Origin of the sequence: Paenibacillus sp. FSL R7-0313 (assembly GCF_037969885.1) — a bacterium.
GTDB lineage: Bacteria > Bacillota > Bacilli > Paenibacillales > Paenibacillaceae > Paenibacillus.
This window is the reverse complement of record NZ_CP150219.1, coordinates 24,999-48,260: the sequence shown is the minus strand read 5'-3', so window position 1 is coordinate 48,260 and position 23,262 is coordinate 24,999. Positions and strand designations below refer to the sequence as shown.

General features: G+C 47.6%; 16 protein-coding genes. 12 read left to right on the top strand and 4 right to left on the bottom strand.

The features are described 5' to 3' along the window. The first annotated feature begins 70 nt into the window (after positions 1 to 70). The 4 genes from NSQ38_RS00160 to NSQ38_RS00145 all read left to right on the top strand — a co-directional run bounded on the left by NSQ38_RS00160 (position 71) and on the right by NSQ38_RS00145 (position 6,919). A complete protein-coding gene (locus tag NSQ38_RS00160; protein ID WP_339786039.1) occupies positions 71 to 2,392 on the top strand; it encodes a beta-L-arabinofuranosidase domain-containing protein in 2,322 nt (773 codons plus the stop codon). Positions 2,393 to 3,148: 756 nt separating this feature from the next. Next, positions 3,149 to 3,880, top strand: a complete 732-nt coding sequence (locus tag NSQ38_RS00155) for a hypothetical protein (protein ID WP_339790795.1) — start codon at positions 3,149 to 3,151, stop codon at positions 3,878 to 3,880. 12 nt (positions 3,881 to 3,892) lie between these two features. Beyond that, on the top strand, positions 3,893 to 5,581 hold the full coding sequence (locus NSQ38_RS00150) for a VWA domain-containing protein (protein WP_339786036.1): 1,689 nt from the start codon (positions 3,893 to 3,895) through the stop codon (positions 5,579 to 5,581). Between the two features lie 198 nt (positions 5,582 to 5,779). Continuing rightward, positions 5,780 to 6,919: a toxic anion resistance protein gene (locus tag NSQ38_RS00145; protein WP_339786033.1), complete on the top strand. Its 1,140-nt coding sequence runs from the start codon at positions 5,780 to 5,782 to the stop codon at positions 6,917 to 6,919. Between the two features lie 115 nt (positions 6,920 to 7,034). Here NSQ38_RS00145 and NSQ38_RS00140 read toward each other — a convergent pair whose 3' ends face one another. Both NSQ38_RS00140 and NSQ38_RS00135 read right to left on the bottom strand, forming a co-directional pair. Continuing rightward, positions 7,035 to 7,586 (bottom strand): hypothetical protein, encoded by a 552-nt coding sequence (locus NSQ38_RS00140; RefSeq protein ID WP_339786030.1) that lies wholly within the window; start codon positions 7,584 to 7,586, stop codon positions 7,035 to 7,037. Positions 7,587 to 7,732: 146 nt separating this feature from the next. After that, complete coding sequence (locus tag NSQ38_RS00135) at positions 7,733 to 8,326, bottom strand: TetR/AcrR family transcriptional regulator (RefSeq protein ID WP_339786027.1); 594 nt, start codon at positions 8,324 to 8,326, stop codon at positions 7,733 to 7,735. A 192-nt stretch (positions 8,327 to 8,518) separates the two neighbouring features. Between NSQ38_RS00135 and NSQ38_RS00130 the strand changes: the two genes are divergently transcribed. Continuing rightward, positions 8,519 to 9,277, top strand: coding sequence for an SDR family oxidoreductase (locus NSQ38_RS00130; RefSeq protein ID WP_076319363.1), 759 nt, complete (start codon positions 8,519 to 8,521; stop codon positions 9,275 to 9,277). A 173-nt stretch (positions 9,278 to 9,450) separates the two neighbouring features. Here the strand turns inward: NSQ38_RS00130 and NSQ38_RS00125 are convergent, their stop codons facing one another. Beyond that, complete coding sequence (locus NSQ38_RS00125; protein ID WP_133386502.1) at positions 9,451 to 10,485, bottom strand: LacI family DNA-binding transcriptional regulator; 1,035 nt, start codon at positions 10,483 to 10,485, stop codon at positions 9,451 to 9,453. A 445-nt stretch (positions 10,486 to 10,930) separates the two neighbouring features. Between NSQ38_RS00125 and NSQ38_RS00120 the strand changes: the two genes are divergently transcribed. From NSQ38_RS00120 to NSQ38_RS00105, 4 genes are all read left to right on the top strand, one after another. Then, on the top strand, positions 10,931 to 12,217 hold the full coding sequence (locus tag NSQ38_RS00120) for a maltose ABC transporter substrate-binding protein (RefSeq protein ID WP_339786024.1): 1,287 nt from the start codon (positions 10,931 to 10,933) through the stop codon (positions 12,215 to 12,217). Between the two features lie 246 nt (positions 12,218 to 12,463). Further along, positions 12,464 to 13,819 (top strand): ABC transporter permease subunit, encoded by a 1,356-nt coding sequence (locus tag NSQ38_RS00115; protein WP_339786021.1) that lies wholly within the window; start codon positions 12,464 to 12,466, stop codon positions 13,817 to 13,819. After that, positions 13,816 to 14,652, top strand: a complete 837-nt coding sequence (locus NSQ38_RS00110) for a sugar ABC transporter permease (protein ID WP_339786019.1) — start codon at positions 13,816 to 13,818, stop codon at positions 14,650 to 14,652. The genes NSQ38_RS00115 and NSQ38_RS00110 overlap by 4 nt, the downstream gene beginning before the upstream one ends. A gap of 199 nt (positions 14,653 to 14,851) precedes the next feature. Continuing rightward, on the top strand, positions 14,852 to 16,138 hold the full coding sequence (locus tag NSQ38_RS00105) for an MFS transporter (protein WP_339786017.1): 1,287 nt from the start codon (positions 14,852 to 14,854) through the stop codon (positions 16,136 to 16,138). A 157-nt stretch (positions 16,139 to 16,295) separates the two neighbouring features. Here NSQ38_RS00105 and NSQ38_RS00100 read toward each other — a convergent pair whose 3' ends face one another. Further along, complete coding sequence (locus NSQ38_RS00100) at positions 16,296 to 18,452, bottom strand: alpha-amylase family glycosyl hydrolase (RefSeq protein ID WP_339786014.1); 2,157 nt, start codon at positions 18,450 to 18,452, stop codon at positions 16,296 to 16,298. A gap of 452 nt (positions 18,453 to 18,904) precedes the next feature. Here NSQ38_RS00100 and NSQ38_RS00095 point away from each other — a divergent pair, with 452 nt between their 5' ends. The 3 genes from NSQ38_RS00095 to NSQ38_RS00085 are packed head-to-tail and all read left to right on the top strand — an operon-like array spanning position 18,905 to position 23,072. After that, the gene (locus NSQ38_RS00095) at positions 18,905 to 20,284 is read left to right on the top strand and encodes an alpha/beta hydrolase-fold protein (RefSeq protein WP_339786011.1); all 1,380 of its coding nucleotides are present in this window, start codon (positions 18,905 to 18,907) and stop codon (positions 20,282 to 20,284) included. Next, the gene (locus tag NSQ38_RS00090) at positions 20,281 to 21,699 is read left to right on the top strand and encodes a hypothetical protein (RefSeq protein WP_339786008.1); all 1,419 of its coding nucleotides are present in this window, start codon (positions 20,281 to 20,283) and stop codon (positions 21,697 to 21,699) included. Before NSQ38_RS00095 ends, NSQ38_RS00090 begins: the two co-directional genes overlap by 4 nt. Further along, positions 21,693 to 23,072 carry a fatty acid--CoA ligase family protein gene (locus tag NSQ38_RS00085; protein ID WP_339786005.1) on the top strand — a complete coding sequence of 460 codons (1,380 nt, stop codon included), beginning with the start codon at positions 21,693 to 21,695 and terminating at the stop codon, positions 23,070 to 23,072. Before NSQ38_RS00090 ends, NSQ38_RS00085 begins: the two co-directional genes overlap by 7 nt. Positions 23,073 to 23,262: the final 190 nt, after the last annotated feature.

Here is a 23,262-nt window from a genome sequence, read left to right as displayed (position 1 = left end):
GTCATCGTAGTGTCAGTGTAAATAATCTTTAGTTCAACTTATACAGTACATCCGAGAAGGAGTGAGTGTAATGATTGAAACGAAAAAAGGATTTCTGGGACCGGAACATGTAGATCTGTTAAATGGTGTGTTCCAAACATCACAAGAGGTGGGGGAGCGCTACCTGTTATCGCTGGATATTGATCGATTCCTGGCTCCATGCTTCGAAGCTCATGGTTTACCTGCCCGAAAAGAGCGCTACGCGGGTTGGGAGGCACGTACCATCAGCGGACATTCCCTTGGACATTATCTGTCTGCCCTGGCTGTGACGTATCAGGCAACCGGGAATATCACGTTAAAAGAAAGACTGGATTATGCGGTTACCGAACTGGCGAGAATCCAGCAGACCACGGGGAGCGGGTATATCGGTGGTTTGTCCGAAGAACCTTTCCACATGGCTTTTCGAGCAGAGAATATCGGTGGGTTCAACATCGGTGAATACTGGGTTCCCTGGTACAGTGTGCACAAAATCTATCGCGGCCTGATTGATGCGTACAAACTCACTGGCAACGGACAGGCACTTGATGTCGTTACTCGATTTGCAGATTGGGCGGTAGAAGGTTTGCTCCCGATGACAGAAGAACAGATGCAGACGATGCTTCAAAGTGAACACGGGGGCATGAATGAAGTATTTGCACACTTGTATGGGATTACGGGCAAAGCCTTATATCTTGAGATCGCTAACAAGTTCACCCATCAATTGATCCTGAGACCCTTGGAGCACAAGCAGGACGATCTTCAAGGCAAACACGCCAATACGCAGATTCCCAAAGTAATCGGTGCAGCCGAAATCTACAATCAGGACCATACCCATGAGAGTTATCGGACAGCGGCAGAGTTTTTCTGGAACACCACGGTGCATCATCGTTCTTACGTATTTGGAGCGACGAGTATTTCGGAGCATTACGAAGCAAAGGGTATGGAGAGTCTTGGCATCAAAACAGGAGAGAGCTGTTGTACTCACAACATGTTACATCTAACGAAGCAACTCTTCGCCTGGAATCACGATAGTGCCTACATGGACTATTATGAGAACGCCATCTATAATCACATCCTCGGCACGCAGGACCCCGATACGGGGAACAAAACGTATTTTGCATCAACGCTGCAAGGCCACTACAAAATCTATGGTACTCACGATACCGCTTGGTGGTGCTGTACAGGATCAGGCATGGAGAACCCGGGCAAATATGCCGAGGCGATCTATTTTGAGGATGAACAGGACCTGTACGTCAACCTGTATATCGCTTCCCAATTGGATTGGGCGTCACAGGGATTATCCCTGAAGCTTGAAACCGACTTTCCTTATTCGGAAAAGGTAACCCTGACGATCACCGGAGGCAACGCCTCGGCTCATCTAAGATTACGTGTGCCCTCATGGCTGCAACAGCCAATGACGGCAACAGTTAACGGGGATACGGAACATCCGTATACACGGATGGAACCCGGTTATCTTTCCATCGAGCGCACATGGACAACGGGCGATGTCATCACCATCACACTGCCGATGTCACTCCGCCAGTACACTGCCAGGGATGATTCCCACAAGGTGGCATTCCTGTACGGCCCAATTGTACTCGCTGGTGCACTAGGAAACGAGGGTCTTCCCGAGGATACGATTGTGGACGAAACAGCGCTGAATCCCAAGACTGCACCGGTGCCTGTGATCTGGACGAAGCAAGAGGATGTACGAGAGTGGATCAAGGTTGTGGATGCAGACACGTTAACATTTGAACTTAGCAATGATGTCACTTCCACGGGCGAAGCCGTGAAACTCATTCCGTTCTATGATGTGCATCATGAATTTTATACGGTGTACTGGCCGTTTAACGATGAAGGAGATGCGCTGGAGAAAGAATTGAACGATATTACGATCGACAGGGTTCAGGCTGACGGTCAGCAGGATGAGATTGGACATCGACTGGATAGCAACTGCCGTGGTGAGCACCACAACGGTTCAACCACAGATGGCCGTAAGAAGTTGCATATGTGGCGAGAGGCTTTTGGCGTCAGTGGGGCTTACTTCAGTTACCAACTGGCAGTGAATCGTGAGGAAACCAATTATCTATGTGTGGCCTATTGGGGCGGAGATCATTCCACGTTTGGACGGGAAGGTACGTTATATGACAGACAATTCGTCATTACCGTGGATGGAACACTCATTGGTGAGCAGCGAATTCATATGAACAAAATTGGCGACGTGTTCTATGTGACCTACGATATTCCTGAGGCGGTTACATCAGGCAAAGATAGCGTTATAGTTATGTTCCAGGCGAAAGGCGACAATGGCTGTGCCGGGAAAGTTGTAGAGGTACGCACCACGCGAAGCAAACCGGAATCCATCTTTTCATAATAAGAGGCATGGTGTGAAAAGTCGCAAAACGCAATGTTATAATGAAAACAAAAATACGGATTAGGTCACATGGGATATGCATGGGAATTAAGCCTGTCTGCGACAGAGGGGCAATAAGGCGGTTGTTTTCTAATTTCTAACGAACTGCATACGTCTTATATGGGCAATATTGATGTGATGGAAAATGTAACGAATCTCAGCGATGCTATTTCATTCGAAATAGGCGATAAACAACGTTTTTACACCTAATACGCGAATATAAGGTGTCTCAGGTTCGTTACATTTTCAGATGAGCTGAAATGCACCGAATAGCGTCACTTCAGTTCGTTAGCTTTAGAATACGGCATCAAAATTTCAATAAGAACACCAAAAATGAAGAACCAATGCATAAGGGACGAAAGCGGATGATCTCCGATTTGTCCTTTTTGCATTGCTCCTTTTTCAGACAAGTCTTATATAAAAAATGACACGCATAGCTATTTTCCACGTATTACCTGATAACATTTCTTCTCCACAATCTGCTGTCTAGTAAAACTCACTTTTTATGGATTGACCACAAAATTTCCTGCCAAGTTCCACGTTGTCCCTGAAAATATGAAATGGGATAAGCCCAAACCACGTATATTATGAGTATCCAAATATCCAATCATATCCACCTGAGAGCGTTAACATCATGTACAATAAGAATAAGTTGAATAGGAAAATTACGACATGAAGCACCAATATATAACATGAAAGGAGGTCGGATGATTGAACATGATCAAGTACATAAAATTGTTGGGATTAATCCTCGGTATTGTGGCTGTGAATGTTCTCGCATTCTCACCCGGCTTTATCGGACTTAATTTCGGGGAGGGTGCATTCACAACTGCGCTATCCGTTACCCTGTTGTTCGGCAGTGCAATGGCACTCTTGTATGGGAGTTACACCTTGCTGTTCAGACAGCCGGTAGTCCTGCCCGTGAAGCATATCGAAACACATGAAGATTATGTGGAAGCCTTATCTTTTTATAGACGCATCAAAGTCCTCGAAGAAGATATTACGCTAGGGCTGTCCCAACTTAGCCGAATGAAAAAGAAGAAAGAAACACTCCTGAATGTGCTCCATCAACGATTTGATCCCGGGGAACTGAGCTACAAGAAATTTGCTTCGGTCACAATGGAAGTGGAGAAGCTGTTGTACCTGAACATCCGCAGTGTGCTGAACCGGTTGAATGTATTTGATGAAGCTGACTATGCCAACATGATGAAATCCAAATCCGAAAGCATTCCCCAGAAGCTTTTTCAGGAAAAAACCAAGGTATACAACGATTATCTGTCTTATGTGAAAAATGCATTACACACCAATGAGGAAGTTTTGCTCAAGCTCGATCAGTTGTTACTGGAGATTTCACGTCTCGACAGCTTTGAAGCCGGAGATATTGAACAGATGCCTTGTATGCAGGAGATTGATCAGTTAATCAAGCACACCAAATTATACAGACAGTGAGGGGTTGCTCGTATGGCGAAGAAAGGTAAGTTTTTTTTCATATCGATTGTAATGCTGGTGCTCGTATTTGGTCTGGTCTATGCAGGGATTACACTGACATCGAACTTTGGCAAGTCAACCACACAGGTGAGCACAGAGAATGCAGGTAAGGAACTGGGAAAACTGTACGCGGACATTGCGCCGGCGACGGCGGAACCGGTTAAAGGACAGATTGATCTCGATCCGGTCGACGTGGCAGAATCTCTGCCGGATATCTCGAAATTTCCGATCGCTGTAGAGAATACAACGAATGATTACGTCGAAATCTTCTCTTCCACAGAGAAGTCGGGCAGTGGGGTAGACGGCTGGTTAACCGAGGTGGGCGAGGAGTTCAACAAAGCAAACATTACCGTTGGAGGCCAACATGTATCGGTCAAAATCCGCAACATTGCCTCCGGTACGGCCACCGATTATATCAAGTCTGGTAAGTATATGCCGGATGCATTCACACCTTCCAATGAACTATGGGGCGAGATGGTTGAGGCCAGTGGAGTGAAGACAGAGATGGTATCCGAGCGACTGGTCGGGAATGTTCCTGGTATTGTCATCTCCAAAGCCAAATATGATGCACTGGTTGATACGTATGGCTCCGTTAATGTAAAAACCGTGACAGAAGCCATTGCGAACAATGAACTCGCGATGGGATATACCGATCCATTTGCCAGCTCCACAGGACTAAACTTCCTGGTGACTGCACTGAATACGTATGATAGCGCCAATCCGCTGGGAGAGAAGGCTATTGAGGGATTTGAGAAATTCCAGACGAATGTACCGTTTACGGCCTCAACAACCATTCAGATGCGGGAAGCTGCCAAGTCTGGCAGACTGGATGCCTTTGTACTCGAATATCAGACGTATGTGAATACCGCTGATCTGAAGAGCGGGTACGTCTTTACACCATTTGGCGTGAGACATGACAGTCCGTTGTATGCATTGGGACAATTGCCGCAGAACAAACAGGAAATCATCCAGAAGTTTGCGGAATTCGTAACCCAGGCGAAGTACCAACAATCGGCGGAGGAGTTTGGTTTCAACGGGTTGCAGGATTACAAATCCGAACTGGCCACTGTGGATGGCGGCACGTTGTTGTCTGCTCAGAAAGTCTGGAAAGAGAAGAAAAATGGCAGTAAACCTATTGCCGCCGTGTTCGTGACAGACGTGTCTGGAAGCATGGACGGCGAACCACTTAACCGACTGAAGGAGTCCCTGCGCAAAGGGCAGAAGTACCTGGGTACAGAGAACAGTATTGGCTTGGTCTCTTACTCCAGCGGGGTAACTGTGAATCTGCCGATTGCCAAGTATGATACGAACCAACAGTCCATGTTTGTTGGTACAGTTGATAGTCTGCAAGCTGGCGGCGGTACGGCGACCTTTGATGGAATCGTGGTGGCAATGAAGATGCTGGAAGATTATATGGCTGCCAATCCGAATGTGAAACCGCTGATCTTTGTCCTGAGTGATGGCGAGACCAACGAAGGTCATACCCTGAAGGATATTCGTGATCTGGTCGAAACGTACAAAGTGCCAATCTATACGATTGGGTACAACGCGGACATCAAGGCTTTGGAGAGCATCTCCAGCATTAACGAAGCCGCAAGCATCAATGCCGATACCGACGATGTCGTGTACAAGATTGGTAACCTGTTTAACGTACAGATGTAAATTTATAACACGAAGACGTAGAGTGCAGAACCGATCTGAAGAAGCGGAGTGGTCGCCTTTATCACCAGATTTCAACCGATTAATGAGGAAAATGAAGAAATCTGGGGATAACAGCGATCGGAGGATGGTACTGCAATCTGAGTCACTCGCGTGGAATATCAATCATTTTACTGCACGTATCTAAAGGGGGAACTGTAGATGTCATTTTCAATGGAAATACCGAGCCAGAAGGAAATTCAGAAGGTGATTGAAGAAGAAGTGAAACCCGTGCCCGCCGAGGTCGCGGAGCTTCAACAAGTGGCAAATGCCAACGTAGAGATGATCATGACACTGGATCTCGAGTCCCTGGAGAAACGCAAAGAGATTCTGCAATCCATTGATGGCTTTGGCATGAACACGATGAGATCCTCTTCTGAGAAAAACGCTTTGCTTCAAGTCTCCGTTGGACATCTGTCCAAGACGGGAGACGAGGGCGGTCAGGTCGCCAAAGGTTTGACCGAGCTGCATATGCAACTGAAGGATCTAGACCCGAGCGTGGTCGACTTTGCCAAGACCGGTTTCCTCGGGAAATTGTTCAATCCGCTTCGCGCCTATTTCCTGAAATATCAGAAGGCTGACGCGGTCATTGCTGACATCGTAACCTCTTTGGATAAAGGCAGATCCACACTCCGGAACGATAATACAACCCTGGAGATTGAACAACAGAATCTGCGAGAACTCACCAAACGATTACAAAAGGAAATCCAGCTTGGTGTGCTCATGGATGATTCCATCGACGCGCAGATTGAAGCGGCCAAGGTTCGCAATGAGGACCCTGAGAAAGTCCGCTTTATTACGGAAGAAGTATTATTCCCGCTTCGTCAACGGGTGATGGATCTACAGCAGATGTTAGTGGTAAATCAGCAGGGCATCATGGCGATTGAAGTGGTCATTCGCAACAACAAGGAACTGATTCGAGGGGTGGACCGGGCGAAGAATGTAACGATCTCGGCATTGAAAATTGCCGTTACTGTCGCAAGTGCTTTGTATAACCAGAAAATTGTATTGCAGAAAATTGAGTTGCTGAACCAGACGACCAATGATCTGATCGCCGGAACATCCAAGATGCTCAAGGATCAGGGGATTGCCATTCAGAAGCAGGCATATGAAGCAAGCATTTCCGTGGATACGATGAAACAGGCGTTCACCGATGTGTTGTCTGCGCTCGATTCGATCAGTCTTTATAAGCAGGAAGCCCTCCCAAGAATGCGCGAGACGATTAACCAGTTCCGTGAACTTGCGGATACCGGGGAGCAGCAAATTCAGCGGTTGGAGAAAGGGCAGAAGCTAGGGTTGTAATTCAAATAGAGAAATAAAACGTATTAGATTGTCCTCTTTATTTATAATTAGAAGAAGCGACCATTCCTCATTAAGTATGGGGAATGGTCACTTTTTGGGTTTCTATGAATAGGTACTAACTGTCATACCCCAAACTTCTTGCATAAGCGTATAACTGTTGTTCGCATTGATCCATTAGAACGCTAGCGGTGTTTACTTTGGCATTACCCTGTTTTAGTAACGTGTAATTCACTTTGTTCTTGGATACTGCCTTTTGGTACAACAGGTACCCTTCGAGCTGAGTGTAACTTGCCTTAACAAATGTGGCGTGGATTTTCTTGATTTGCGGGTTGGTAGGCTTGATTTGTTTTGCCTTGGATACCAATTTAATATAATTGGGGATCACCGTATTCGAAAGTTTAAGGTACATGGACTTGCGGTTGGTTGAAGTTACCTGGGTGTCGATGCTTTCCAAAGCTGTGAAGGCTTTGGCCTCATAAGTTTCAAGAGCAAATAACTGATTAGTGTACTCTTTAAATTCTGCATAACTCTGATCTAAATCTGAATATGTAGAGGTTGCTACTTTGGCTGCATCAGCAGAAGTGGCTGGAGAGAGAAACACTCCGCCAAGCAAAACAAAACTGGTAATCAATGATATAATCCACGACTTCTTCAAATGTAATGTCATCCTCCTTTTGTTTGTATTCCATTGGATAACCTAACATATAAATACCAGAAATTACAGGAATACATTTACATAATTTTGGTGGTAAAGCTTTCTTGAAATTCCTCTCAATCTCACCCTACTAGATGCTAGTATGGCGATCTGGATTTTCAGTCTTTTAATACGACATTGTCAGGCTTGTAATGGATGATCTTGAACAATTCCTCGGCCATGTAGGCGGGGCTGTGCTTGAAATCTTGTCTGATCCACTCCATGATCATGCCAAATATCGCATGAGATTGGTAGCTTGCCAATATTTCATGGTTGATGTGCGGAGGGAAGATGTGGTTCAGATCCTGTAAGGCCAGATCCCGAAGAACATCACAGATCATGCGCTGAAAGTTGGAGGAAGCCTCGGATTTCACAACCAGTGTATAGAATTGTGCATGATGATGCACATGCTCAAATATAGTGATCGCCGAAGAGGGCATTAGATTGACTTCGAACTTTTCCTCATCCTGATAAGGTTTACGAAAAGAAGTTACCAGATCCTGAATCACATCATCGATAATCTCGTTGAACAGATCTTCTTTGTACTGATAATGCCTGTAGAAAGTTCCCCGATTCAGGTCGGCTCGCTGCACAATATCCGTAATCGATATTTCTTTAAAGGGATGTTTCTGCATCAGATGGATGAGTGCATCCTTCAGTGCAGCTTTTGATTTTTTAATTCTTCGGTCCATCGAATTCATAGTTTCAGACATCTATTTTCCTCCTCGCGAGTTCACTTTATTAATTAAAGTACATTCGGGCTTAGTAGTGTTGTTTAACGTACAACTGGACACGCTTTTACTGATTGAAGTGAAACGCTATGACTTATTATACTAAGGATAAGAGTTAATGAACATTTGTTTGTTAACTTAGTGTAAACGAATACATGAAGGAGGATACAAAGAATGAAACTTCAAGATAAAGTTGCAGTTGTTACAGGTGCTGGTTCAGGTATGGGGAAAGCAATTGCCACGTTGTACGCCCAAGAAGGCGCGAAAGTCGTGGTATCGGATATTAACGAAGAATCCGCACAAGCGGTAGTGAATGATATTAAGGCACAGGGTGGAGAAGCGATTGTCGTTCTGGCCAATGTAGCCAAGGAAGATGATGTGCAAAATCTGATCGATACAACGGTGAGCACATATGGTACAGTAGATATTCTGATTAACAATGCGGGAATTATGGATGGCATGGAGCCGGCAGCAGATATAACGGATGAGAAGTGGGAGAGATTGTTCGCTGTGAACACAACCAGTGTGATGCGGACAACGCGTAAAGTATTGCCGATCTTCCTGGAAAAACAAAAAGGTGTTATCGTGAACATTGCTTCAGCAGGTGGATTGCACGGCGGACGTGCAGGCGCAGCCTATACAGCTTCCAAACATGCGGTCGTAGGCTTCACTAAAAATACAGGGTACATGTATGCTGAGCAAGGCATCCGCTGTAACGCGATTGCTCCAGGAGCTGTGGCAACCAACATCAGCACATCCATGGCAGGTATTAGCCATTTCGGTGCAGGGCGGCAGCAGCTTGGGATGGCAATCAACCCACGCATCGGGACGAGCGAAGAGATCGCCAAAGTGGCCCTGTTCCTCGGATCTGACGAGTCCAGCTTCGTGAACGGAACTGTCGTTACAGCAGATGCTGGCTGGAGCTCTTACTAATCCACTCATGTGCAGTCGAGCATGGAGTACGGAAATATTGTGTGAATTAAGGAAGCCGCATCAGTATATGCGGCTTCTTTTTTTGCACCTATGCACCTTACGTACGGTGGATATCAGCATCATATTCCGGATAGGACAAACGTTTGCATTACTACACGAATACCCGAAATGAATCAATCTGAGGGTGGCTTTGGCTTGGAAAAGAGTGAGGATTCACGCACGATTAGACGATGGGGGATAATGACCGGATTATGAAGCTGTGGTTCCCCACTAAGAATTTTTAACAATACCTGAACGGCTGTATAACCAAGCTGATAAGTCCCGATGTCGATAGAGCTTAGGGGTGGAGAAGCCAGTTCCGATAATGCAATATTGTTAAAACTGACCACACTGATATCTTCAGGTACCAGATAATGAAGCTCGGCAAGAGCTCTCAATACCCCAAAGGCCACATTGTCATCGATGACAACAATTGCGGTGGGTCTGTCCGGCAAGGACATGAACAGCGACATCGCTCTGAATCCACTTTCCTGCAGAAATTCGCCTTCCACAATCCAATCACTATCCGCATCCAGCCCGGCTTGGGCAAGCGCTTTTTGGTATCCTAACATACGATCATGCGATAACGTAATGTCCGGAGGACCGCTGACAAATCCGATTCGCGTATGTCCCTGAGCGATTAGATGATGAGTAGCATCATAAGCGGTCTGCACATTATCGTTATCCACCATGGGGGCATCTGGATGAGCTTCACTGCGACCGATTAACACAAAAGGAAACTTTTCCGCTTCCAAAAATGAAATGATGGGATCGTCTCGTTTGGACCCAAGCAGCAGAATGCCATCCACTCTACGGCCATGCACAAGGCGGGATATCGCATGCAGTTCATTGTCTGATGATGTTTCAGTTGTTAGCAGCAATTCATAATTCATACGGGTGGCATGTGTAATAATACCTCGCAGCAGTTCCCCGAAAAAGTAATTCTGAAACAACTCTTCTGCAGGACGCGGAAGCATAATCCCAAGGGTATGTGTTGTTTTGGAAACCAGGCTCTTCGCGATGATGTTGGGATGGTAGTTCAATTCTTTCATGATTTGCTTCACTTTGAGAGATGTCTTGGTGCTGATTCTGGGATGGTTGGAAATCACCCGTGACACTGTAGAAGGGGAAACACCCGCCAATTTGGCAATATCCTTGATCGTAATCATGTAAAAAATCCCTTCTGAACAATCGTATAAATATTCTCCTATGGTAATCCAAAGGATACGAGAAATCAATTGCTAACTGTCGAGTAAGGGATACACGTGAAGTAAATTTAAGGAAGAAAGAGTCAGAACAAGGAAACAGGAAATTACTGTAGGTAGATGAGAGGAAATGGTTAAAATTGAGCGAATATGGCTTGTGCAAACGTTTGTGCAAAGAAAGTACATTATTGTATGATGTGATTGTTATTGTAGCGCTTACATCGTTGGATTTACATACTTCTTGACTTGTTTACCCCTAAATATTGAACGGATAGGTCATCTTGTCTTCCGTTTGAGCAAACGTTTGTACAAATGGGAATATGGGATGCAAAACCTGACAACATACGCAGACAAAAGGGTGAAAAGCGCGAACTTTGTTGGACCAAGCAGAGGGAAGGGGACATTTTACATGAGAAAATGGCAAGGGGCAACATTGTCCGTCATGATGGCTTTTACACTGGCTGCGTGCGGGGCTGGGGGCGGAAGTCCATCTCCAACTACGGCAGGTGAGAATCCGGAGGAAGTTGTAGAGCTGACATCCGAGAACCTTCAACCGGAAGAAGGGGCGACCCTGGTGATCTGGGAGGATAAAAATCAAAGCAGCTTTATTGAGCAAAGGGTCAAAAAATTCGAAGAGAAGTATGGGGTAACGGTCAAAATGGAGGAATTACCTCCAACCGATCAGGTAACCAAGCTGACGACGGATGGCCCAGCGGGTCTGGCGGCAGATGTGGTTGTTTTCCCACATGATAAGATTGGTAGCGCTTCAGAGGCGGGACTTATTCTGCCCAATGACATATTCGAAGCAGAGACCGTAGAGAATACCAGCGACAACGCGCTGAAGGCAGTGACGTTCAAGGATATCCTGTACGGCTATCCGTACAGCGTGGAGACCTACGCCCTTTTCTATAACAAAGCACTCTATCCAGAAGCTCCGAAAAACTTTGATGAGATTATCAGTTTTGCCAAGACGTTCAATAATGTGAAGTCCAATCAGTATGCGCTGATGTGGGAATTGCAGCAATTTTACTATAACTATGCATTCCTGGCTTCACAGGGTGGTTATATTTTTGGGGACAACGGGATGGATAGCGCGGATCTTGGTCTGAATAACGAAGGAGCCCAGAAGGGTGGACAGTTCTTGCAGACGCTAAAGTCGGAAGTGCTGCCGCTCAAGATGGGTGACGTGAACTATGATATCAAAAAAGGATTATTCTCCAGCGGCAAACTGGCTATGGACATTAACGGTCCGTGGACCATTGCCGATTATCGCAATGCAGGTATTGATTTTGGCGTTGCTCCGCTTCCGGCAATCGATGGCAAACCGATGACCTCCTTCTCAGGCGTTAAAGCTTATTATGTGAATGCATTTACGCAATACCCGAATGCGTCGAAGCTCTTGGCAGCTTTCCTTTCCAATGAAGAAGCTCAGATGGAGAACTTTGACCTGAACGGTACACTTCCTGCGAACAAAAACGTAGCTGCTGATCCGAAGTTGCAGGAGGACCCGATCAATAAGGCCTTTCTTGAACAGTTCAACAACTCTACGCCAATGCCTTCGCTTCCTGCCATGGACAGCGTATGGGGACCCATCACGTCGGCCATTACGGATATATGGGATACCGATAAGGACGTGAAGGCGTCACTGGACAATGCCGTGAAACAGATCCAGGAAAGCCTTGCCACCGTCCAATAAGGACGAACGACGAATGCGAAGATATGCATAAGAACTGCATAAATTGAACTTCATATTTACACAAAACGGAGAGGACAGAAGGAAGCTGAAGAAGTGAAACTAAAAGCTTTCTGAAAGAAAGCTACTTCGGAAGCATAGGCTCGCCTTTATCAGCGATCGGAAGCTATTCTGTCATCGGAGTGGTCAGTGTAAGTACAATTTTGTTCAATGTATGCAGGTTAGCAATAGGCGGGGAGGAGAGAGCGAATGCAACAGCAGCATGTCCCGGTGCCCGTTGGACCGAACAGGGAAAGGCAGCACCGGATGACAGCGGCCATATGTTCCATCATACTGCAAGGTCTTGGACAGCTGTACAATCGACAGTGGATTAAGGGAATTTGTCTACTGTTACTGGAGGGAGCAGGGCTTGCGTACCTGCTTCCTCGCCTGTCACAAGCCGTATGGGGCATATGGACACTGGGGGAAAATACACAGCGTTTTGTCAAAGTGAATGGGTCCACCGTACTTCAAAGGGGAGACCATTCCATCTTTTTGCTGCTTGATGGCATTATCGTACTGCTGGTGTTTTTTGTGTTTATTCTGATCTACATCCTGAATATTCGGGATGCGTACGTCACGGGACTCGCGAGGGAGGAAGGCAAGCAGACCCTGGGCGCAGCGGCTTCGCTTCGGAACATGATGGACAAAAACTTTCCGTATCTGTTTCTGTCCATCCCGGCACTAGGCATACTTTTCTTCACCGTTATGCCCATTCTGTTTACGATCACGATTGCATTTACCAACTATTCGGCCCCGGATCATATTCCGCCAGCCAAACTCGTGGACTGGGTGGGTTTAAAGACGTTCAGTGATCTGATTCAGCTCAAATCCTGGAGCCAGACATTCTATGGCGTGCTCACTTGGACGGTCATCTGGGCCATCCTGGCGACAGTCACCACCTATTTTGGCGGCGTACTTGTGGCACTGTTGATTGAACAGCGGGGCATACGCTTCAAGAAGCTGTGGCGGACGATTTTTATTCTGCCTTATGCCATCCCGCAGATTATTTCCTTGCTGCTCATGCGTAATCTGTTCAATGGTCAATTTGGTCCAATCAATACCTACATGAGAGCATTTGGGCTGGAGGGATTGCCCTGGCTTACAGATCCATTCTGGGCCAAAGTCACCGTCATTGTTGTCAACATGTGGATTGGTATTCCAGTCAGTATGGTGCTGATTCTGGGTGTATTGACAGCCATCCCTCGTGATCTCTACGAGGCTGCTGAAGTGGACGGAGCATCCGCATTTCAGAAATTCCGGATTATTACGATGCCGTTCATTCTTTTTGCCACGACCCCGGTACTCATCATGCAATTTGCCGGAAACTTCAACAACTTCAATGTCATCTTCCTGCTGACCAACGGAAATCCATTGCGGGGAGACTACCAGTACGCAGGGGCAACGGATCTGCTGGTAACCTGGCTCTACAAGCTCACACTCGACAATAACAAATTCAACATGGCTTCAGCGGTAGGTATTATCATCTTCCTCATTATCGCTTCATTCTCTATCTGGAACTTCCGCCGCTCCAAATCATTCAAGGAGGAGGACATGATTCAATGAAGACACGTAATAATCCGCTGCGTTTGGCCCTGAGTTATGTACTGTTGCTGGTCATCGCCGTTGTCTCCATCTACCCGGTACTCTGGATCTTTCTCTCTTCCCTGAGACCTGGTGCGGCATTGTTCAGTGAACGGTTGTGGCCGGAAGCTTTCACGCTGACCCATTACGGGGAGCTGTTCAATAACCCGTCCTTTATGTACGGCAGATGGTATATGAATACGCTGAAAATTGCCTTTTTCACGATGATCTTCTCCACATTGATGGTGACGCTTGGGATGTATGCCTTGTCCCGCTTCCGCTTCCGTGGACGTAAAACCATTCTCTCCACCATGCTGATCCTTGGCATGTTCCCAAGCTTCATGAGCATGATTGCAATCTATATCATCTTGCTGCAAATTAAATTGCTCGACACCCACGCTGCGCTCATTCTGGTCTATTCATCAGGAGCGGTACTGGGCGGATTTATCGTCAAAGGTTTTTTTGACACCATCCCGCGCAGCCTGGACGAAGCGGCGCGTATGGATGGTGCGAGTCACCTGCGGGTATTCACCAGCATCATCCTGCCGTTATCCAAGCCGATGCTGACTTATGTGGCTTTAACCAGCTTCACGGGTGCGTGGATGGACTTTATCTTCGCCCGGCTGGTGCTGCGGACGAAAGAGAACTGGACGCTTGCGGTGGGTATGTGGGATCTGGTCAACCGGTATCAGGACAGTAACTTTACGATGTTTGCTGCGGGGGCGGTACTGATTGCTATCCCAATTACCCTGCTGTTTGTTTTCCTGCAACGATTCCTTGTTCAAGGGCTGACGGCAGGAGCTTCGAAAGGGTAAACGCAGACTCCAGGAAGAAACATTATAGGACTAGGGACAATATCATCAGCTAAGCTAACGACCGCATGATTAGCCTCGCTAGCGTAACACTCACTTAACTCAGGCACTTCCGTAATGTCATGTCTTTGTCGACTGACAGAGCTGCGGAAGTGCCTGATTCTGTATGGGCTCGAATCATGATTAGGGAGGAACGTGATGTATGGGCATGAACCCGTCCAGTGAGCCTGAGATTACGGGGTACCAAGATGGACAAGCTGCATTGCAGAGTGCCAAGGCTCCGCCAACACTTTGGCGTAATGTTACCTTTCGCAGGATATTATACGGCTACGGCATCTCGGTCTTCGGGGATTGCTTCAATGGGATTGCGATTAGCCTGTGGGTGTTACAGACCACAGGCAGTGCAAAGAGCATGGCGGCCGTACAGATCTGCAATATGGCTGTCAGCTTTTTGTTTGGATCGGTGGCGGGTACGGTTGCAGACCGATTGGATCGCAGGAAGCTGATGCTGGCCTCGGATGTATTTCGCGGTGTAATGGCTATACTGATTGCGATTAGCTTATTCGGTTGGTATGCACCGTTCCCGGTGGTGCTCTTATTACTCTCGCTCTCTATGTTTTCAAGTCTGTTTCAGGCCCCTGCATTCCACGCCTCTGTAGCAAGTATGGTTGGAAGAGAGCATATTCAACAAGCGACCGGAACCATTCATATGGTGGATAACCTTGCCCGAATCAGCGGACTAGCGGCGGCGGGAGTGGCTGTTGCTGCTTTTGGCGGATTCGTCGCCATATTAATTACAGGGGCAACCTTTCTGTTGTCCGCAGTCTGTGTGCTGATGGCGGGCCGCTTTCCAGAGGTACAGCGATCCGATAGTCAGCAGACCACGTTTGCTCAGGAGTGGCGCAGTTCGTTTGGCTACATCTATCGGAATCCTTTGATCCGATCCATTGTATTGCTCAATCCGGTGTTGATCTTATTTTTCATGTCGGCGATGATGCTGGTTCAAGTGATGGCGGTCAAGGTGTGGGAGGCTAATCCGGTGCAGTTTGGATTAATTGAGACCTGTATTCCACTCGGATATATGATTGGTTCTGCGCTTCTGATTGCTTCGGGGAAACGATTGAAGCGAAGAGGGAGCTGGGTATTTATCGGTCTGATTGTATTAGGACCACTCTACATTCTTTTGGCGAATGTAACCTCGCCAATCATGGCGTTGCCGTTAATCGTGGGCGGAGGTGCGATGTTTGCCTGCTGTACAATGCTCACTCAGATTATGCTGAGGACAGCCGTTCCGGACGAGCTGCAAGGAAGAGTCTATGGTGTGGTTGGAACAATCACCAGTACAGCGCCTATTATGGGATTGACGGTTATCTCTGTATTGGCTGATCAGTGGGGGGCAGCTTCTGTGCTGCAAGGCGTGGGCATATTGTTGCTGGCGACAGGTATTCTAGCCGCTACAACATTGAAGTCGATCCGAACCTACCAATGACATGTTATGATACATCAAAATGAAATGAGTTGAACCCACATGTATACATTCAACAGAGAGAGGATAGAAGCAATCAAAGTAACCTCGCTAGGTACAGCAAAACCCGGAGCAAACGCTGCGTTAGCGTAACTCCGGGTTAGCTTGTGGACTGAATATTTTATTGCCAGTTTACATTGACAGTCGCTGTACCGCTGGTTGGTGTGGTGAACGTGTGGTTGGAACCACCTTCCCACGTAATGGTTGCACCATTTTTCTTGAAGAATTTGAACTCCAGTTGTTTCCCGGCTGGCACGCTCACATCATAGTACCAAGTTGGGTAGGCGTGGATAACTTGATTGAATGCAGGTCCAATAGCTGTTGTACCCGTACTCCAGTTGCCCAGTTCTGCCACGTTACCTGTCAGATAGATGTTCTGACCCAGTGTGGTGGACGCATTATTAATGACAAATCGTACAGTGACCTGATCACCCGTAAGGATGGTAAAGTTGTTATACGCATTGCTGTTAACGCCGTTCGCAGCTACTTTCACAGCATAATTGCCTGCGGCAACAGCTGGAATGGTAACTTTGATCTGCGTATCTTCCCAAGATGTGATCGCAGCACCGGTAACGGCAGTTGTACCGAAGTATACGGTACCTTTGGTGGAGCCAAATCCACGTCCGCTAATGGTAACGACATTACCCGGTTTGCCCATCACCGGACCTACATGTCCGATCGTTGGTGTTGTTTCGCTTGTTGTATACTGCCAGACCGCGGTTGCTCCGGCTGCCAGGGTGAATGAAGAGACGGTACCATTGGTGGAAGTGATGTTATTACCGTTCAGTGTGCCGCCCAGTACATCGGTGTAGTTGCCTGTTGGCAGTGAAGTGCTTAGATTTGCAATGCTTGCTGGTGTGGAGAGATTACGGTTCACCGCAACAACGGCTACACTTTTACCGAATTTGCGTTCATAGATATACACATCATTATTGATCCAGCGCTGCTGCGTGGAGCCATAGGCAATTGCCGGATTGGATTTGCGCAGAGGGGCCAGCTTGCTGATTACGTTAAAAGCCGTTGTTGTTTTGGAGAAAGAAGGCATTTTGGCCCGATTATCAGGGTCTCCGTTTCCAGTCAGATATTGCTCGGTACCATAATAGATGGCAGGTACGCCGCGTGAAGTCAGCGTGAAGGCAAGCGCCTGTTCCAGACGACGATTGTTCACGGCACTTGTTTTGAACCGATCCATATCATGGTTGTCGATGAACGTAACTTGATCATTCACCTGATTGTAATCTGCTGCTGTACCTGTGATCATCGAATCGAGGGCATACATGTTGGATGTGTTATCCCGGAAGACGTTACGTACGGCAGAGTTAAAGCGGAAATCAAGCAGGCTCATTCCGGATTCATTGGCAAATTCCGTGTTATCCGCATCGGGTGCAGCAGATCCCAGGAACCATTCACCAAAGGTGAATACAGGTTTATGTGCATAGATGGAGGACATCCAACTCTTTTGCCAGCCGAGAGGCATATGTTTCACCGCATCAACGCGAATGCCATCCACGCCCATGTCGAGCCATAGCTTGATCGCGTCTTTGAAATATTGATCAATGGTGCTGTTATTGTGGTTCAGGTCAGCGAGGTCATAGAGGTTTTTGTAGATACCATTCTCCAGGGAGGAAAAATCGGAGCCGCCGTTGTGATGGAAATATCCATTTGTATCATTCGTGTATCCGCCAACAAGATTACCGTTATCGTACAACTTGCCATTCTCAGCAAAGGACGTATCGGTTTCCATGGCAGGAGACGTATGGTTCGGTGCAAAGTCAATGACGATCTTGATACCTTTGGCATGAGCGGTGGAAATTAGATTTTGAAAGTCGGCCATTGTTCCGAAATACGGATTGGTCTTCTTGAAATCCCGTGCCCAATAGCCATGATACGCCGTGTTGATCACGCCGCCGTAGTTGATCGTGGCAAAGATGTTTTCGACCGGCTGGGAGATCCAAAGTGCCGTAACGCCGAGATCGCTAAAATAGTTATCGTTGATTTTGTTGATCAAACCCTGCCAGTCGCCGCCACAATACAGCTTCAGGTTGCTACATGTGGCATCGTAGGCAGCTCCGGTGGGATTGTTGGAAGGATTGCCGTCCAGGAAGCGGTCCGTAAAGATCTGATAGATGACGTCTGTACTGAAGTTCTGCTTGTTGGTAACTGCGGTATCCGCATCGGCATAGATCGCGGAAGCAGGCAGATAGGGAAGTGCGCCCCCTGCAAGTAAACTGAGTGTCAGTGTTGTGCTGAGGAGTACGCGTTTGGCCATTTGAAACATAGTAATCCACCCTTCTCGTGAATGTAGTAGTTTAGATAAACAACCAACCTGGCTCTTGAATAATAGCGCTTTCAATACAGCGGAGTATTACGCAGTGGATTGAAGACTTCCCTCCTTTTGACACGCCAACAACCCCGGCATCTCCTTCGGGAGTTACCGGGGTTGTCCTAAACCGCTCTGGTTTAAAAGCATGGCCCTCGAGTTATGATCACAACGTTATCGTAAGAAATATTGGATCTTATGTCAATAACTTTTTTGGGAGCATTTATTTTCTATTTTTATGTTTACAAAAGCACATCCGGGGATTTAAACTATTCGCAGATTCACAATATAAGGGCTATGTATCCCGGGACACTTACGTGTGTTCTGGGACAACCCCGTCTCTTCTGAGGCGGGGTTATTTGTTTGTATTATGCAGTCGAATCGGGAGAAGAAAGGCGGTTGATGATCAGTTGAGTAGCCATTCTGTTATCGAATGTTTGGAAGGTGTTCATGCGTCGCGGCTCGGCAATATCCGCAATATCCATGTGTATCTTCCGCCCGGTTACCATGAGCAGGCAGATCGGCATTATCCTGTGCTGTACGTTCATGCAGGACAACGGGCTTTTGGTCCATCTGGGCCAGGCAATGAAACATGGAATATGGACCAGGCAGCAGACGGTCTTATTTCCTCCGGGCAGATTGAATCCCTGATTATTGTCGGCATTACGCATGTCCGTCCAGTCACACACAACGAATTCTATCACTTCATCGCTCCGGAGAGAGAGGCCGTGAGTGTGGGTTGCTCAGGCATCGCCTATGAGCATTTCATCATTCATGAACTCAAGCCGATCATTGATCATCGTTATCGGACGCTGCCGGACAAGTCAAATACCGGGCTGTTGGGTTCATCTGCCGCAGCGCTTTGTACATTGCATATGGGGATGCGAAATCCGGATGTTTTCGGAAAACTGATCATGATGTCGCCATTCTATGTGGATGTGCAGCTGGACGAAACATCGGAAAGTGGACTGTTGGAAGAAAAAATGTATCGCTTGCCAGAAGAGGTACCCGACGTTCGAATGTGGATGGATATTGGAGATACAGAAGGTCTGTTTCTACCTTCTCAGGTCAGAAGGGTAGCTCATCAATTACTTGAACGCGGAGTAGGATCGGATGAGGAATTGGCATTTCTGGAACAGCAGGATGCCTGTCATCAGGAAGGTGACTGGGGAGCACGCGTTCATCTCCCGTTACTATACATGTTCGGCCACGTGGGTAAGCCCTCTTCGCTCAAACTGCTTGGAAGGGATGCCATCGGACTACAGGGTGGAATGACCGTGTGTATCAATGCGCAAATACACTACGAGAGCGGATTGGTTCAGAGTCTGCTGCATGGCAATTATACTTCAAGTGACCCGGGTGTCATCCAGGTTCGTTCGAGTGGAGAGCTGGTGCCTGTTGGTATTGGGAGTGCATCCATCACGCTAACTTTGGGGGAACTGTCTACTACACGCATCTACACGGTTGTTCCTGAATTGTCCACTCATGTGGAGGTCTGCATTCATGCGGAGGTAACCTCAGAGGAAGAGCCGGAGGAAACGATATATGGTGGGATGGGCATGAAGCTTGTCCGTTCCGGTAAAGGTCGATATCAGGGTTGTTACCAAGTCCCGCGTGATAGTGGGTTCTCCTTCCGATTTACTCGCGGTTTCCGTCGTTTCGAGACCGATGTGGATGGCAAGCCTATTGCCAATCGGGTATTTCGAGCGACAGATGATATGTCTGTGCATTACCTAATCCAATCCTGGGGCAGTACGTCAGCCAAAACGGGAACAGGAGGCCCAAAATGATCATTCCTTCATTCGCTCCAGTGCTGGACATTCCCTATTATTATCCCTGCAATTTTCCTCTGATTCATGAAGTGCTCCATCGACAAGGATCCATCACAAGTCTTGCACTGCTGGCGGCAAGTCGGTTGTACAGCCTTCCTTCGTGCGGGGATAACGGACTGGTGAAGCCTTATTTTCACAAACTGGATTATGTAGAGCCGATCTGGGAGATGTATGGTCAGCGGCAGCTGGACAGCTTCGAGGAAGGCAAGGCGGAGATCAGGCAGCATATCAGCGAAGGTGGGCTTTTTTTGGCTACAGGAACCAGTTATCATCTGCCTTACTGTGAGGATTATCAGAATCCCGAGTACATTCGCAAACACGTGAAGCAAGGCTCCCGACTGCATCTGGTAGATCATTGGATTGCCGTATATGGCTTGGAAGATGAGCATGTTCACGTCTACGATCCCGTGCCCTCCAAGTATAAGGGAAAGGTTACTCAAGCAGCCTTTCATGATTTCTGGAAAGGGAACCAGAGCATACCCGAGCTTGCTCAGGCCAAGCGCAAAGAAGAACTCCGAACGTATGGAACCATGGACATTCGGGCGACTGTAAAGCTTGACTCTGCCGGGTACCGAGAGATGTTGATCCAGGCGTTAACAACGCAGATTGAAGAGTTTCTGACAGGCCGGACGATTACACAAGGAGAGCGGAATTTTCATTTTGGACATGCGGTGTCTCTGCGGCTCTTAGATGCATTGCATGGGGCGAATGATGAGGATCAAGCCAATGAAATGTTGATATCTGGCCTGCTGTTTGATATGCGATGGAGTCGGTATTTTCTTCGAGATCTTCTTCAGGAGTCTGCCTTATGGCTCGGTTCTCCACTTGATCAATATGCAAGAGAATTCAGCGACATCATTGCACGGTGGGAGAAGGCATACAATATGTTGCAGGTAAGCCGGATGAAGAACCGTGAGCACTGGAAAGTACAGCTAACAGGTGTCATTAAAATGTTGGTCACGGATGAATGGCACTGGTATGAATCACTTCGACAGTCCATACCTCGGGCAGATTGCTTTCAACGTCAGACCGTGCCAAGGATTGGACAACGACACAGGGAGGCTTTGCTTCGTATCGTGCTGGATAGTTGCCGGGAGTTAAATGCATACCATAATACATCGATTCCGCTTGGTGAGGGTGGTAACGCTCCGCTATATGGACGAAATGGGCAACTGGATTCGCTGGAACTCGTGTCCTTGCTTGCAGTGGTAGAGCAGGGAATCGAAGATCGATGGGGGACGGGGATGGGAGCCGCACTGGCGGAGATGGCTGCTGCTTCTATGCCGGAAAGCCCGTATCAGACCGTGGGTTCACTTGTTGATTATCTCGCACAGCAATGGGCGCCTGCCGGTGAGGAGGATGCAAGATGTTGAACCAATTCTTGCTTGAACGATTCGCGGAACAGGGACAGCAACCTGCACTGATCTGGAAGGATCGGGAGTACAGCTACAGTTGGCTGCTGGAACAGGTTGACATCATGAGTGAGTGGATTACAGCAGAAGGGCTGACTGGGCAACTTGTAACGCTGGAGGAAGACTATTCCCCATATGCGGCGGCAGCATTGGTTGCTTTGCTCGGACAAGGGTGTATCGTGCTTCCCATGGATCGGTACCTGGTCGAAGCCAAACGACAGGAATACATCGAACTGGCACAGGTGAAATGGCGTTTGGGCGTTGAAGAAGGCAAGTTGTGCATTCGGCAAACATGTGAATTATCTGGAGAGGTTCCCGTGTTGTTATCCTCGCTGGCACAGGAGGGCGTAGGGGGCCTAGTACTCTTTTCATCCGGATCAACCGGAGTGAGTAAAGCGACTGTGCATCGTGCAGATCGGCTGTTACATCGTTTTCGGCGGCAGGTTCGGCCCTTGCGAACGATTCCATTTATGATGTTTGATCATATCGGCGGTGTGAATACAATGCTGCAATCCCTGTCCAGTGGGGGCTGTCTTTGTATCATTGCGGATCGATCTCCCGAAGAAGTGTGCCGAACGATTGAGAAGTTTCGTGTGCAGGCTCTTCCGGTCTCTCCAACATTCATGAATCTGTTGCTGCTGGGCAGAAATGATGAGGGGTATGATCTGTCGAGTCTCGAAGTTGTGTCATACGGATCGGAAGTGATGCCTGAATCCGTACTGGCAGCCTGGAACCGGAGATTTCCACAGATCCGGACGATACAAGCCTATGGCATGTCTGAACTTGGTATTCTTCCAACCCGCTCCAAAGAGCCAGGTTCTCTGCTGTTCTCCATTCAAGATGAAGAGGTCAATTATCGGGTGGTGGAAGGAGAATTGCAGATTCATACAGCAACAGCGATGATCGGATATCTGAATGCACCATCACCTTTTACAGAGGACGGGTGGCTGCGTACAGGGGATGAAGCCGTGCTGGAGCAGGGGTACATTCGTATTCTGGGACGTCGTTCCGAGATCATTAATGTAGGAGGACGGAAAGTGTATCCTGCCGAGGTCGAGGGTGTTCTGGAAGAGATGGAATGTATTGAAGCAGCCGTAGTTTCGGGAGAACAGAGTGGTATCACGGGTCAGAGGGTGAAGGTGACTATCCGGCTGGCTACAGAATGTACTCTCACCGATCTGCGGCGATCCATCTGGGAATATTGTCAGGACAAGCTGCCTTCATACAAGATTCCGCAGAAAATCGTAATTACACAGGGAGCGCTCGTAAGTTCAAGAATGAAAAAAATACGAAAACCGATGACTTCGGCACCCTTCGCCTCGGCTGGGAAATAGGTCGCTGCCATCAATGAGTATCAGGCGGGAGAGTAGAGTAGTGAACTTTAACCTATCTGGAAACACAAAAGGGAACAGAAAAGGTGCTGCCTCGAAGAGTTTCACCTTGCTTGAATCGGTATCGCTAACGAACCTCAAACATCGTATTGAGTGGATAATCAAGAAAAGTAAAACCTAACGAATCTCAGTA